This window comes from Achromobacter sp. ESBL13 (assembly GCF_036668755.1).
GTDB lineage: Bacteria > Pseudomonadota > Gammaproteobacteria > Burkholderiales > Burkholderiaceae_B > Achromobacter.
Genome location: NZ_JAZEVT010000007.1, coordinates 298762 through 313047, shown reverse-complemented (window position 1 = coordinate 313047; position 14286 = coordinate 298762). Strand labels below are relative to the sequence as shown.

The window sequence follows — 14286 nt, the reverse complement described above, 5'->3', positions numbered from 1 at the left end:
GAGGTTTACAACAATGAAGGACATCTACGTCAAGTTCGGCAATCCGGCGCTCAAGGGCGAGTCGCAAGACAAGGACCACCCGGATTGGATCGAAGTCAGCTCGTGGCGTCACGAGATCATTCAGCCGCGTTCCGCTACCGCCTCGACCTCGGGTGGCCATACCGCCGAACGTACCGAACATGGCGAAATGGTCTTCACCAAGGACCTGGACGTGGTCAGCCCGCTGCTGTATCAGCACGCCTCGGGCGGCACGACCTTTGACGAAGTCACCATCGACTTCCTGCGCGCCGACGGCGAAGGCAACCGCGTCAAGTACCTGGAAATCAAGCTCAAGTACGTGATCATCGCGCGCGTTGCGCCCGAAGTGGTCGCCGAAGGCTTGCCGCATGAATCGTTCTCGCTGAAGTACGCCGCCGTGCAGTGGAAGTACACGCAGCAGAAGGTGGGCGGCAACCAGGGCGGTAACGCCCAGGGCGCCTGGAGCCTGACCAAGAACGACAAGACCTACTCGGTCTGATCACAGCCGGGCACGCAAAAGACCGCGGCCCGAGCCGGGTCGCCGTCTTTTTTTATGTGAGGCCCCGATGAAAGGTTTCGAACCGAGCCTCTTTGACAAGCTGTTCGAAGGCGAGGGGCAATCGCCCTACGCGCTTCGGCGCCTGTCGATCGAGGAAATGAAGGAAACGGTGGCGCGCGACATCGAAGCGCTGCTGAACACCCGCATGGTGTTCACCGAGGAAGACCTGCGGCGTTATCCGAATTGCCAGCGTTCGTTGCTGACCTACGGGCTATCGGATTTTTCCGGGCTGAGCCTGGCCAGCCATTACGACCGCGAATTCATCTGCCGCTCGCTGGAGCAGGCGATTGCGCGGCACGAGCCCCGGCTGACCCACGTCCGGGTGATGTTGCAGGTGGACAGCCGCGCGACGTCGGTGCTGTATTTTGCGATTACGGCCATGTTGGACGTGGGCCCGGCCCACGAACCCGTGACGTTTGACGCCACCTTGCAGCCGTCGACGTTGCAGTACTCCGTGACCCGTGGCTGGGCCAAGACGCCCGCCACGGTCTGAAGAATGAACCTGTAGTGCAGGTGCTGCTTGCGCGCTGGAAAGGAAGACAACAATGGAAGAATTGCTGCCTTATTACGAGCGCGAACTTGGGTTCTTGCGGACGTCGTCGCGCGACTTCGCGCAGCAGTATCCGAAGATCGCCGCGCGGCTGGGCTTGTCGGGTGAAACCTGCGAGGACCCGCACGTTGAACGCATGATCGAATCGTTCGCCTTGTTGAGCGCCCGCATCAACAAAAAGCTGGACGACGATTACCCCGAATTCACCGAAGCGCTATTCGAGGTGATGTACCCGCATTATCTGCGGCCCTTTCCTTCGTGCAGCGTGGCGCAGTTTGACCTGGGCGGGGCCGGCGCGCAGCTGTCCGCCGCCGTGCGCGTGGCGCGCGGCACGGAACTGAAATCGCATCCGGTGCGCGGCGTGTCGTGCCGCTTTCGCACCGCGTACGACGTGACGCTGGCGCCCATAGAGGTGCAGCGCGCGGGCTATTTTTCCAGCGCCAACGCGCCGGCCACGGCCAAGCTGCCGGCGGGCGTGACGGGGCGCTTTGCCGTCACGCTGGGATGCCAGGGCGAGAACCAGCATTTCGGCATGCCGGGGCTGGACAAGCTGCGCGTGTATCTGCACGGCGAACCGTCCTTCGTGGCGGCGCTGCGCGATGCGCTGTTCCTGCGCACGGCGGCCGCTTATGTCGAGCTGCAACCCGGGCGCTGGGACCGCCTGCCCGCAATTCCGCTGGCGCAGGTGGGGCTGGCTGAAGAAGACGCGCTGATCGACTTTCCGGCCAGTTCGCATCCGGCTTATCGCTTGCTGGCCGAGTACTTCGTCTTCTCCGAAAAATTCAACTTTGTCGATATCGACCTGGCCGCGCTGCGCCCTTACCTGGGCACCGTGCGCCAGTTCACGCTGCATCTGCCGGTGGCCGGCGTGCGCGCCGACTCCAATACCGCGCGCCTCCTGGAATCCATCACGGCGGACAACCTGCGGCTGGGCTGCACGCCGGTGGTGAACCTGTTTACCCAGCGCGCCGACCCGATCCGCGTGACGCACGCATCGGCCTCGTACCCGGTGGTGGCCGACGCGCGCCGCGCCTACGGCTACGAGGTCTATTCCATCGACCGGGTGCGCCAGGTGCGGCAGAACGCGCAGGGCGATGCCGTAGTGGATTTCCGGCCGTTCTATTCGCTGCACCATGGCGAATCGCCCGAGACGGCAGGGCATTACTGGACGATGCGCCGCGACGCCGCGCTGGCGCAGCGCAGCCCCGGCTATGAAACCGAAATATCGATTGTGGATATCGATTTCGACCCGTCCATACCGCAAACCGAAACGTTGAGCCTGGACCTGACCTGCACCAACCGCGACCTGCCTGCGCAGATTGCGGTGGGGCAGTCGGGCGGTGACCTGTTCATGGAAGGCGGCACGGTGGCACGCGCGATCCGCATGCTGCGGCGCCCCACGAACAGCCATCGCTTTCAGCAGGGGCGGGCGGCGCACTGGCGCTTGATTTCGCATCTGGCGCTGAACCATTTGTCGCTGGTGCAAAGCGGTTTGCCCGCCCTGAAGGAAACGCTGCGCCTGTACGACCTGTCCGGCTCGGCGGTGGCCGCGCGCCAGATCGAAGGGCTGGTCGGGCTGGACTACAAGCCCGCCACGCACTGGATGCCGGGCGAGCCGTTCGCCACCTTCGTGCGCGGCATTGAAATCCGCCTGACCGTCAACGAAGACCACTTCGTGGGCACCAGCCTGCACACCTTCGTGGCCGTCATCAACCGCTTCTTCGGCCTGTACGTGCACGCCAACAGCTTCGTGCAATTGGTAGTGCTGTCGCGCCGTGGCGCAGAGGAACTTCTACGATGCCCCCCATGCAACGGCGACGCCATACTAGCGTGATGGATGCGCTGCTGGCAGAGCCGCAGCGCTTCAAGTTTTTCCAGGCGGTGCGTCTGCTTGAACAGTGCTTTGCGCGCCAGGAGCGCGGCGGCACGCGGCATACGGTGCCGGTGCACCTGCGCTTTCCGAACGCGCCGGGGCTGGGGTTTCCGCCCAGCGAAATCGTCGACGCCGTGGCCTATGACAAGAATGGCGAGGTGCTGGCCGACGAAGCCGCGCGCCGGGCGGCGGTGTCGGAAGGGCGGCTTGGCCGCGTGGATGTGACGCCCGCGTTCTTCGGGTTGCTGGGCGCGCAAGGCGCGTTGCCGCTGCATTATTCCGAAATGCTGGCCACCCGCGAAAGCCTGCGGCGCGACCGGGGCGCACGCGCTTTCTTCGATATTTTTTCCAACCGTGCCGCGGCGTTGTTTTATGCGGCCTGGAAGAAATATCGCATGCCGTTGCGGCACGAAGCCGAACAAGATCACCACTACCTGCCGTTGCTGCTGGCGCTGGGCGGCATCGGCCATCCGGCGCTGCGCGACCGCCTGCACAACGGCGCCGGCCGCGTGTTCGATGAATCCGTTGCGCACTACGCGGCCGCCGCGCGCCAGCGGCCCGTGTCCGCGCCGTTCTTGCAGCGCGTGTTGCAGGACTACTTCGGCGTGCCGCTACGCGTGGAGCAATTCGTGGGGCGTTGGTACGACGTGCCCCCGCAGAACCGCACGCAGCTGGGCCGGCCCGGCGCGGTGCTGGGCGTGTCGGCGCTGGCGGGCGATCGCATCTGGCAGCGCGACCTGCGGATCCGCCTGTGGATCGGCCCGCTGTCACGCCAGGCCTTTGCCGATTTTCTGCCGGGCGGCGAGCGCGCCCAGGCGCTGGAAAAACTACTGACGATGTTTGGCGGCATGACCTTTGAATACGAAGTGCGCCTGGTATTGGCGCGCGACAGCATCGGGCCCAGCCAACTAGGCGGGGATGGCGATGTGCGGCTGGGCTGGAATTCCTTCCTGTCCACCGAACCGGCCACGCGCGACCGCGACGACGCCAGCTACGAACTGCACACGATTCACTGATCCATCGACTTAGAAAAACAAATCCATGGCCACACCGCTGAAAACCCTGATCGGGAAGCTGAACCAGACCTGCCGCCAGGCCGCCGAACGCGCGGCCAGCCTGTGCATGGCGCAGGGCCATTACGAGGTGGACCTGGAACACCTGTTCCTGGCGCTGCTGGAAAAGCCCGCCAGCGACCTGGCCATGATTGCGCGGCGCTGCCACATTCCCACGGACGCGTTGGAAGCGGATCTGAAGGCCGAGATCGGCCGTTTCAAAAGCGGCAATACGCGCACGCCGGTGTTCTCGGCGCATCTGCCCAAGCTGTTTGAACACGCCTGGCTGATTGCTTCGCTGGACACGCAGACGACGCGCATTCGCTCGGGGCATCTGCTATTGGCCTTGTTGACCGAACCCGATCTGGCCCAGTTGGCGCGGCGCGGTTCGCCCATGTTTGAATCGTTCCGCCTGGATGCGTTGAAACACGACTTCGCGGCGCTGACCGAGGGATCGGAAGAGGGCGGGCAGGCGGTCGGTTTCGCCGACGGCGCGCCGGCCCAGGGCGACGCCGCGCAGCCCGCGCCGGGCCTGTCGGCTTCGCCCGCGCTGGACCAGTACACCGCGAACCTGACCGAGCGCGCGCGCGACGGCAAGATCGACCCGGTGATCGGGCGCGATGCCGAGATCCGCCAGATGATCGATATCCTGACGCGGCGGCGGCAGAACAACCCCATCCTGACCGGCGAGGCGGGCGTGGGCAAGACGGCCGTGGTGGAAGGCCTGGCGCTGCGCATTGTGGCGGGCGATGTGCCGCCCGCCTTGGCCGATGTGACGCTGCGCGTGCTGGACATGGGCCTGTTGCAGGCCGGCGCCAGCGTCAAGGGCGAATTCGAAAATCGGTTGAAGAACGTGATCGACGAGGTCAAGAAAAGCCCGTCGCCCATCATCCTGTTCATTGACGAGGCGCACACGATGATCGGCGCGGGCGGGCAGGCGGGCCAGAACGACGCGGCCAACCTGCTCAAGCCCGCGCTGGCGCGTGGCGAATTGCGCACGATCGCGGCCACGACGTGGAGCGAATACAAAAAGTACTTTGAGAAAGACGCGGCCTTGGCCCGACGCTTCCAGGTTGTGAAGGTCGAGGAACCGGACGAGGCCCTGGCCGCATCGATGCTGCGCGGCATGGCGCCGCTGATGGAACGGCATTTTGGCGTGCGCATCCTGGACGAGGCGATCAGCGCGGCGGCGCGCTTGTCGCACCGCTACATTACGGGCAGGCAGCTGCCCGACAAGGCGGTCAGCGTGCTGGATACGGCGTGCGCGCGCGTGGCCCTGGGCCGCAGTGCAACGCCCGCATTGATCGACGATGCGCGTCACCGGCTGACTCGCCTGCGCACCGAGCAGGCGGCGCTGCGCCGCGAGGCCGCCACCGGCACGCCGCAATCGCGCCTGGCCGAACTGGAACAGGAAATAACCACGGTGCAGCAGACGCTGACGGACGCCGAAGCGCGCCATCAAGCGGAAACCGGCCTGGTGGAACGTATCCATGCGTTGCGCGCCGAACTGGAAGCGCAAGGCCAAGACGCAACGCCAGCCACCGCCGTGCCGTCCGCCGCGCGCCGCAAGGCAGCCGCGCCCACGTTGACGCCGGAACAGCAGCGCCTGGCCGGCCTGATGGACGAGCTGCGCGCGCTGCAAGGCGAACAGCCGCTGGTGCCCGCATGCGTGGATGCGCAGATCGTGGCCGAGATCATTTCGGCCTGGACCGGCATCCCGCTGGGCCGCATGGTCAACGACGAAATCCGTACGGTGCTGCAATTGCAACCCATGCTGGCCGAACGCGTAATCGGCCAGGATCACGCGCTGCATGCCATTGCGCAACGCGTGCGCACGGCGCGCGCGGGGCTGGAAGACCCGGACAAGCCCAAGGGCGTGTTCCTGTTCGTCGGCCCGTCGGGCGTGGGCAAGACCGAAACGGCGCTGGCGCTGGCCGACATCCTGTATGGCGGCGAGCGCAAGCTGATCACCATCAACATGAGCGAATACCAGGAAGCCCACAGCATTTCGGGCTTGAAGGGCTCGCCGCCCGGCTACGTGGGCTACGGCGAAGGCGGCGTGCTGACCGAAGCCGTGCGGCGCCAACCCTACAGCGTGGTGCTGCTGGATGAAATCGAAAAGGCGCATCCGGACGTGCTGGAGATGTTCTTCCAGGTGTTCGACAAGGGCGTGATGGACGACGCCGAGGGGCGCGAGATCGACTTCCGCAATACGCTCATCATCCTGACGTCGAACGTGGGGTCCGGCACGATCATGCAGGCCTGCCTGAACAAGCCCGCCGAAGAACGCCCGACGCAGGAACAGCTGACCGAGCTGCTGGCGCCCCAGCTGTACAAGGCGTTCAAGCCCGCTTTCCTGGGCCGCATGAAGACCATTCCGTACTTCCCGGTGGATGACGACGCGCTGGCGCACATCATCGGCCTGAAGCTGGCGCGCATTGCCCGCCGCGTGCAGGCCACGCACCGCGCGGAGTTCGAATGGGACGACGCCCTGGTCGAGGCCGTGCTGGCGCGCTGCACCGAGGTGGACACCGGCGCGCGCAACGTGGACCACATTTTGAACGGAGCGCTGCTGCCCGAGATTGCCGAGCAGGTGCTTGGCCGCATGGCGCAGGGTGAAGCCATTGCCAAGATCCGCGTGGGCGCGGGCAAGAACGGCGACTTCCGTTTTCGCATGAGCTGATCGGGAGACGCCGACCATGCTCCGTGAAAATGCCGCCGCCGCAAGTCCGCTTGCCGCAAGCCCGCTTGCCGCAGCCTTTACCCAAGCGGATCGATTGCTGGACCTGAGCACGCCGCTGGGACCGGACAAGCTGCTGGCCGAACGCTTGCATGGCACCGAGCAGTTGAGCGACGGCGGCTTTGCCTTGCAAGTGGATGCGCTGTCCGACGATGCGCACATCGCATTGAAAACCCTGATCGGCCAACCGGTGCAGCTGACATTGCAAACCGCCTTGGGCCGCGACGAACGTCGCCTCTGGTGCGGGCTGGTGTCCGAGGCGCGCTTTGAAGGCGCCAACGGCGGCTTCGCCCGCTACCGGCTGCGCATTGAACCGTGGCTGGCCTTGCTGCGCCAACGGCGCGACAGCTATGCCTTTCAGGACCAGTCCGTGATCGATATCGTGGACAGCGTGTTCGGCGATTACAGCGGGCAAGGCGCGGTGGCCGCGCAATGGCGCTGGGAATTGAAAGACCGCGACGTCTACGCCAAGCGCAGCCTGACCATCCAATACCGCGAAACCGATTACGCCTTCGTCGAACGGCTGCTGGCCGAGGAAGGGCTGTTTTATTGGGTCGAGCACGAGGCGGGTGACGGCGAACCCGGCACGCATACCGTCGTCATTGCCGACCACAACGGGGCCTTCAAAAGCGGCCCGCAAGACAGCGTGAAATTCCAGCGTGCCGACGCCACCGAAACCGAGGACACCATCCAGGCGTGGCGCAAGCGACGCGCCTGGCGCACCAACGCGCTGCGGCTGGCCACCTGGGACTACCGCGCCATGCAGGCCCGCCAGGTCAGCGCGCAGGTGGATGACAAGGTGCCCAACACGCTGGAGTTGGCGGATGCCGATTATCCCGGGCAATACCTGTTCGAAGACAGCAACCAGGGGGATCGGCTGGCGCACAACGCGCTGGCCGCGCAGCGCGTGGGGCAGTCGCTGTACGAAGGCGCGGGCACGGTGCGCACGCTGGCGCCGGGCTTGCGCTTTGCGCTGACGGGCCATTGGGCGCCGTCGCAAGGCGAAGGCAGCGATTTTGTGGTGATGCGTATCGAGCACCAGGCGCGCAACAACTTTGACGAAAGCCTGGGGCAAGCGGTGGCGGCGGCGTTGGGCGCGGGTGGGGACGCGGCAACGGCGGCCGCGGGTGCTTCGGACGCCGACTTCTATCGCAACCGCTTCGAGGCCATTGCCGCCACGGTGGAATACCGGCCCCGCACGCGCGATGGCCACGGCGCGCGGCTGCACCCCCGGCCCACGGTGCATGGCGCGCAGACCGCGCTGGTGGTGGGCGCCAAGGACCCGGTCCATACCGACCGCGATCACCGCATCAAGGTCCAGTTTCATTGGCAACGCGGCAGCGCGTCCAGCAATCGGCAGGCGCATCCGGCCGGCGAGGACAACGCGCCGGCCTCGGACTCGCTGGGCACGTGGGTGCGCGTGGCCGAGCCCGTGGCGGGATCAGACTGGGGCGGGCACTTCATTCCGCGCCTGGGCCAGGAAGTGCTGGTGCAGTTTTTGCACGGCGACATCGACCGCCCCGTTGTGGTGGGCGCTTTATATAACGGCGCCGGCAGTGAGAATGCCGCCAATAACCAGGTGCAGGGCGGCGCGGCCAAGGCCACGGGCAATGCGCCCGCATGGTTCGCGGGCACGCAGGACGGCCATGCGCACAACGTGGTGATGTCCGGCTTCAAGACGCAGGCGCTGGCGCAAAGCGGCCAGGGCATGGGTGGCTACAACCAATTGGTGCAGGACGACACACCGGGGCAGTCGCGGCTGATGGCTTCGACCACGCAGGCGGACGCCCGGCTGAGCCTGGGCCACTTGAAGCAGCAGCGCGACAACGAGCGGCTGTCGGACCTGGGCCATGGCGCCGAGCTGGCCACCAGCGAAGCGCTGGCCCTGCGCGCCGGTGAAGGCCTGCTGATCAGCGCCGACAAGCGCGAAGGGGCGGCCGGCGGCTTGCTGGATAGCGAAGAGGCCATCACGCAGATGGAAAAATCCATCGAGCAGGCCGCTGAGTTGTCCAAGGCAGCGGCGCGCCAGGAAGCCGCGTTGCCCGGCGATGCGGACAAGACGCGCGCGCTGGATGAGCTGGACGCGGTGCGCAAGATCATCGAAGGCACGCAGGCCGAGCAGGACGTGAACGTGCCGGCCTACACGCAGCCGCACATCCAGGTCAGCGCGCCCAAGGGCATCGGCCAGTACACGCCGCACAACGCCTACACGGTGGCGGGCACCACGCTGTGCCAGGTGGCGCCGGACGTGAACTGGGCGGCGGGCGCGAATCTGGCGGTGTGCGTTGCGCAAGGCGTGGTGTTGTTCACCAAGGGCTTGGGCGGCAGCGGCCGGGCGGTGCAGGAACAAGGCATCCGGCTGCATGCGGCGGGCGGCAAGCTGCGCCTGCAAAGCCAGAAGGCGCGCATGCGGCTGATCGCCGAGAAAGCGGTGACGCTGGTGTCCGCGCAGGGGGCTGTGGATGTGACGGCATCGAAAAAAGTGCTGGCTACGGCGGCGGGGGCATACATGCGTATCGAGGGCGGCGGCATTCAGCTGCACGCGCCCGGCAAGGTCGAGCTGAAGGCGGGTGTGCACAACTGGGTCGGTCCGCAAAGCGGAGCGGGGCCGGCGCAACTGCCGCAAGGGGAATTGGAAGGCTGCGCCGCCGCGCTGGAAGACGCGGCCGGCAGCGGGGCGTTGGCGGCATGAGGACCGACGCGAAGCCAGCCGCCACGCCACCCGGGCAATCGCGTACTGAAGCCGCCGTCGAACAGGCGATTGCCGGCCTGCGCGCCGTGCTCGACGCACGCGCCAACCGCCGCGTGCTGCTGCTGTGCGATTCCACGCTGGCCGATCCGCTGGCGGATGACATTGCCCGCGCGGGATTGCAGCGGCGGGCGGTGGACCTGCTGTCGCAAGGCGCATCCGCGCCGCCCCTGTACCTGGCCGAAGTGCCCGATGAGATCGCCCATGAACGGCTGGTCAACTCCAGCATCCGTTTGGCCGTAGCCGAGGCCATGCAGCCCGCGCCCGCGATCAAGCGCGCGCGATCGATGTCGGCGTGGCTGGCCACCGACCTGCCGCTGGCCGAAGTGGCGCAGCGCCTGATCTTGCGCGCGCGGTTGCGCGATGCCCAGGGTCGCATGCGCATCCTGCGGTTCTGGGACCCGCGCACGACGCAATTCCAAAGCGAGTTGTATGCGGGTTGCGCGCCTGCGTCATGGATCGCGGGCGCCACGTGGATGAGCATTGACGGGTTCGCGCGCTGGCAGGCGCTGCCGGACACGCCCGGCCCGATGCAGACGGCCACGCCGGATTGGCCCCGGCTGGCGCGGCTGGGCTTGGTGAACGCGGTGCTGCAACGCTTGAACGGCGGCGGCCTTGCCGTTGGCCCGTCGGCGCTGGAGCCGGTCCGCCGCGCGCTGGATGTGGCCGCCGACCGCGGCATCACAGACGACGAAGACGCCGCCTTGTTCGCGGCTTGGCGCGTGCGGCTGGATGCGCCGCTGGAGCGCGCGCCGTCATTCGCCGCGCTGCTGCGCGAGGTGCAGGAAGAGGGCGGCCGCCTGCGCAGCGCGGTCGAAGACATGGACGATGAGGATTGGTGGAGGTTTGCGCGGCAGGCGCAGGCCCCGGAGGATCGACAAGCATGACGACTGACTACGACGCGCTTCCCTGCAAGGGCAAGTTTTGCGGCCGGCCGGGTTTGCCGATCCTGCCGATGCGGATCGGCTACGTGCCGGGCGGCAAAAACGATTTGCCCAACGGCGTGTACGCGGACGCCGAGCTGCATTACGAAACCATGCGCCAGGGCGCCTACATGCTGCGCGCCATCACCGCCGGCTATGTGTACGTGTGGGACCCGCGCCGCAGCTACGGCTGGCGCGCGTTTGCCGCCACGGCCACGGGCCAGATGAAAGAGGTGCCGGTGGACGACGACAATCGTCCGTCCGAGCAACCCACGTTCACCTGCACGCGCGAAGGGCACGGCCTGGAATCGGCCTTGATCAACGTGGAAGCGCCGGCCAATGCGTCGCGGCCGGTGTGGGTCGGCTATTCGCGGGTGTGGTGGACGCGCGATATCCGCCGCGAACTCACGCGCAATGAACGCTGGCGCAGCAAGATCATGGTCGAGCTGGATGCGCGCGCGGTCTGGGGCGGTGGGCATCCCAAGCCCGACACCGGCTACCGCGTGACGGCGGATGGCGCCAACCTGGCCGCGCATTCGGTGGAGTTCCGCGATGCCGCAGGCGCCGCGACGCTGTTCAACAACACGCTGAGTCCGGCCGTGTCCACCTTCGGCGGCAAGGCCGGCGCGATGGCGGAAAAGATGCGGCAGATGTCGTCCAAGGGCGGCGTGGTGCTGGCGCTGCGCGACCCGGTCGGCTTGCTGGCGGACATCTCCACGTGGCGCAACAAGCGCATGGGGGAACTGGCCGAACACCATCTGGACCCGACGCGGCTGCGTGAAGTGGGCGTGGCGCAGATCATCCAGGGGCTGGAAAAGCAGATGGACGCATCGGGCGATGAGATCAAGCGGATGCACCAGCGCATCAACATGAGCAAGGTCACCAAGACCATCCGCGACAACCGCGCCAGCATCGACCGCATGAAAGACCTGATCGAGGGCGCGGGCAAGGATTGGGCGTGGTGGTATGGCCGCGAAGCGTTCTGGATGACGCTGAAAGCGTACTCGCCCAACGACGCGGCGGCGGGCGCGCGGCTGGAAGAGGACCTGGCGCTGTGCGTGGACGGCGCGGGCGCGGTCCACAGCGAACACAAGGCCATCGACGAATCGCTGAAGGAAGACGACAGGGACGGGCTGTACGAGGCGATCTGGCGCGGCCTGGCCTCGAACGACGGCGAGCTGCTGGCCTTCCTGCAAAAAGAAGCGCGCGGCAAGTTGGCCAAGCAGGTGTCCACCGTGCGCAAGATGATCAAGAGCTATAACGACTGGCTCAAGGAGCGCCGGGCGAAGGGCCTGCCGACGCCGACGCGCGCGGCCACCACCGCCATCGGCCGGTTCATGGCGACGCAGCTGTTGCGGCTGACGCTGGCGCGCGACCCCATCGCGGAACGGGTGGCGGCGCGCGTACAGATGACGATGGCGGCGCGCATGAACACCGTGTTGGTGGTGCGCAGCCACACCACCACGGTGCCGCGCATGATCGCGGATATGCACAACATCATCTGGGACTCCAAGAACCCGTCGTTGGCGATCACGGCGGGGGGCGGCGTCACCGCAACCCAGCACATGAGTTCGGGCTGGATCGGCACGCAATCCGAGGCTTCGCGGCCGGTCACCGTCAACTACGTGATTCCCGAAGAAGTCGATGCGCAGCTGAATGCGGCGCCGACGGGGCGGCCACGGCCGACGCCCACGGCAGCGCCGCCGTTGGGCCTGCCCGCGCCACCGCCGATGCTGGCGTTGCCCGCGCCCACGATGTCGCCGATGGCGGGGCTGATCAAATACGCCAAATCGCGCGATGCACAGTTCGCGGGCGCGACGGGGGTGATGGCGCTGGTGGCGATCTACACGTCGGTGTCGGATCTGAACGCCGCGCAAGCGCTCGGGGATGCGAAAAAAGAACGCAAGGCCTGGTTCGGCATCACCACGGGCGTGCTGGGTGTGGGCAGCGTGGCGATTGAAGTCACGACGGGCGCAATCGGCGCGCGGGTCGGCGCGAACACCGCGTTCACGATGAACCTGCGGCTGAACTTGCGGCTGGCCACGTTCCGCACGGCGGGCGCGGTGTTCGCCACCGCCGCGACGTTCGTGGACAGCGCCAACAACGCCATGAACGCCAAGGACCAGTACGACGTGCACAACTATGAAGCGGGCGGGGCCTATGCCACGTCGTCCGCGTTCTTGTTGATGTCCAGCCTGACCGGCGTGGCCACGGCCGTGATCGCCGTGGGCGGCGCGTTCAGCACGGCCGGCGTGGCGGCGGGCGCGGGCGGTTTCGGCGGGGCGATGGTCGGCTTGACCAGCGGCGGCACGGTGCTGCTGGGCATTCCGGTGTGGGGTTGGATTGCGCTGGGGCTGTGCCTGCTGGTGGCCGGCCTGTACTTCAAGTTCTGGGGCGACAGCGCGACCGAAAGCCAGCTGGAGGTCTGGTATACGCGCTGCTGCATGCGCGCGGAAGAATTCGAAGGCGTGCAAGGCCGCGAGCTGTATCCCAACCGCGAAGAAGAGCTGGAGGATTTCAACACCGCGGTGTTCGGCGTGCGCGTGACGCTGCAATGGTATGGCTTCTGGAGTGGCGAAGTGGCGGGCCGCGACCGGCTGCTGCTGGAAGTGGTCATGCCCGGCTACACGCAAAGCAGCGACTACGCGTACTGCCTGAAACTGGGCGGCGCCGGCGTGACGGCCGTGGTGTCGAGCCGGGGCTCGCCACGCGCGCGGGACCCGGATCTGCAACCGCGCGCGCCCTCGCAGGCGCAGATGGTGGCGGGTCGGCCCGACCCCAGGACGTGGATGGACAAGGTTGATGATTATGTGGACGGCTTGAGCGCGCGGCCGGGCTGGGCCGACATCTGGCGCTGGGTCCGCAAGGACCGCAGCCAGGCAATCGAATTCACGGGCAAACCGTGGGAAGATTCGGTGCAGTTCCAGGTTCACAATGGCTACGCGACGCTGCGCACCGAGGTACTGGTCGACGACGATATCTTCACCGAAGCGTTTTTGAAGATCGAGTTCTGGCCGGATCCGGAACGCATGCCGGAAGTGCGCGCGTTGCCGGTGGGCAGCGATGGGACCAATCTGGTGAAAGCAAAAAACTGACAGGGTTCAAGCATGCAAAGTAATGAAGGCGTCCAGGCCGCCGTGTATACGCGCTGGCACCAGCTGTCGGTGCCCTTGGGCTTTGCGCTGGCGGCAGGCAGCTTCATGTTGATCGTCTTCAACCGGGGGCCGATGGTCATGGCGATCGTGCTCGCCGTGCTGGGTTTGCTGGTGCCGCCGTTGATCGCCTTTCGCGGCTTTCCCACCCGTAATGCCGTCAAGGTCACGCCCGACGGCCTGGAGTTTTCGCGGCGCGGGCCGATTGCGTTTGCCGATCTGAAAAGTTGGGGCACGGACGATTATCTGAAACTGATCCGCCCGGGCTTGCCCACGCTGCTGGTCAGCCCGGTTGACCTGCCCAGCCGCGAACGGTTGCTGCGGGACTTCGAGCAGGCGTTGAACGCCTGGCAACAGCGCCAGCCCGCCGGCGCTGAACGTGCGCGCCGCACGCATTTCTACGGGTCCGCCGGCGGCCGCGTGGTGGGTGGCTTCATCACCGCGGTGGGCGTGGCGGCCGCGGCGCTGGCCATGAACCTGCGCGAGCCGTCGATCTCGTTGGCAATCGTGGGCGGCCTGGGCGCGCTGTTCGGCCTGACGATGCTGCTGGGCAGGCGCGGCTGAAAGCACCGCCTGCGGCAGTACAAAATGTTGCTTGTCGCCCCGCATCCCCTTGCTAGCATGGTTCAGCCGGAATCACCCGGCTGAACGATGCAATAGTTGGAGGTTG

General features: G+C 66.6%; 9 protein-coding genes. All 9 read left to right on the top strand.

The features are described 5' to 3' along the window. The first annotated feature begins 13 nt into the window (after positions 1-13). The 9 genes from V6F88_RS24885 (at position 14) to V6F88_RS24845 (ending at position 14180) form a co-directional block, all read left to right on the top strand. A complete protein-coding gene (locus tag V6F88_RS24885) occupies positions 14-517 on the top strand; it encodes an Hcp family type VI secretion system effector (RefSeq protein ID WP_006226591.1) in 504 nt (167 codons plus the stop codon). 67 nt (positions 518-584) lie between these two features. Further along, positions 585-1070, top strand: a complete 486-nt coding sequence (gene tssE, locus V6F88_RS24880) for a type VI secretion system baseplate subunit TssE (RefSeq protein WP_046807641.1) — start codon at positions 585-587, stop codon at positions 1068-1070. 52 nt (positions 1071-1122) lie between these two features. After that, positions 1123-2961, top strand: coding sequence for a type VI secretion system baseplate subunit TssF (gene tssF / locus V6F88_RS24875; protein WP_332612922.1), 1839 nt, complete (start codon positions 1123-1125; stop codon positions 2959-2961). Beyond that, complete coding sequence (tssG, locus tag V6F88_RS24870; RefSeq protein ID WP_046807639.1) at positions 2925-4016, top strand: type VI secretion system baseplate subunit TssG; 1092 nt, start codon at positions 2925-2927, stop codon at positions 4014-4016. The genes tssF and tssG overlap by 37 nt, the downstream gene beginning before the upstream one ends. A gap of 25 nt (positions 4017-4041) precedes the next feature. Further along, positions 4042-6735, top strand: a complete 2694-nt coding sequence (gene tssH, locus V6F88_RS24865; RefSeq protein ID WP_332612920.1) for a type VI secretion system ATPase TssH — start codon at positions 4042-4044, stop codon at positions 6733-6735. 16 nt (positions 6736-6751) lie between these two features. Further along, entirely contained in the window at positions 6752-9484 is a 2733-nt protein-coding gene (locus V6F88_RS24860; RefSeq protein WP_332612919.1) for a type VI secretion system Vgr family protein, read from the top strand. Further along, positions 9481-10428, top strand: a complete 948-nt coding sequence (locus V6F88_RS24855; RefSeq protein ID WP_332612918.1) for a hypothetical protein — start codon at positions 9481-9483, stop codon at positions 10426-10428. The genes V6F88_RS24860 and V6F88_RS24855 overlap by 4 nt, the downstream gene beginning before the upstream one ends. Beyond that, positions 10425-13559 (top strand): T6SS effector BTH_I2691 family protein, encoded by a 3135-nt coding sequence (locus V6F88_RS24850; protein WP_332612916.1) that lies wholly within the window; start codon positions 10425-10427, stop codon positions 13557-13559. The genes V6F88_RS24855 and V6F88_RS24850 overlap by 4 nt, the downstream gene beginning before the upstream one ends. A gap of 12 nt (positions 13560-13571) precedes the next feature. Continuing rightward, on the top strand, positions 13572-14180 hold the full coding sequence (locus V6F88_RS24845) for a hypothetical protein (RefSeq protein ID WP_332612915.1): 609 nt from the start codon (positions 13572-13574) through the stop codon (positions 14178-14180). Positions 14181-14286 lie beyond the last annotated feature (106 nt).

Coding starts and splice junctions, on each gene's coding strand:
- V6F88_RS24885 (WP_006226591.1), top strand. CDS start 14: ATGAAGGACATCTACGTCAAGTTCGGCAATCCGGCGCTCAAGGGCGAG.
- tssE (WP_046807641.1), top strand. CDS start 585: ATGAAAGGTTTCGAACCGAGCCTCTTTGACAAGCTGTTCGAAGGCGAG.
- tssF (WP_332612922.1), top strand. CDS start 1,123: ATGGAAGAATTGCTGCCTTATTACGAGCGCGAACTTGGGTTCTTGCGG.
- tssG (WP_046807639.1), top strand. CDS start 2,925: ATGCCCCCCATGCAACGGCGACGCCATACTAGCGTGATGGATGCGCTG.
- tssH (WP_332612920.1), top strand. CDS start 4,042: ATGGCCACACCGCTGAAAACCCTGATCGGGAAGCTGAACCAGACCTGC.
- V6F88_RS24860 (WP_332612919.1), top strand. CDS start 6,752: ATGCTCCGTGAAAATGCCGCCGCCGCAAGTCCGCTTGCCGCAAGCCCG.
- V6F88_RS24855 (WP_332612918.1), top strand. CDS start 9,481: ATGAGGACCGACGCGAAGCCAGCCGCCACGCCACCCGGGCAATCGCGT.
- V6F88_RS24850 (WP_332612916.1), top strand. CDS start 10,425: ATGACGACTGACTACGACGCGCTTCCCTGCAAGGGCAAGTTTTGCGGC.
- V6F88_RS24845 (WP_332612915.1), top strand. CDS start 13,572: ATGCAAAGTAATGAAGGCGTCCAGGCCGCCGTGTATACGCGCTGGCAC.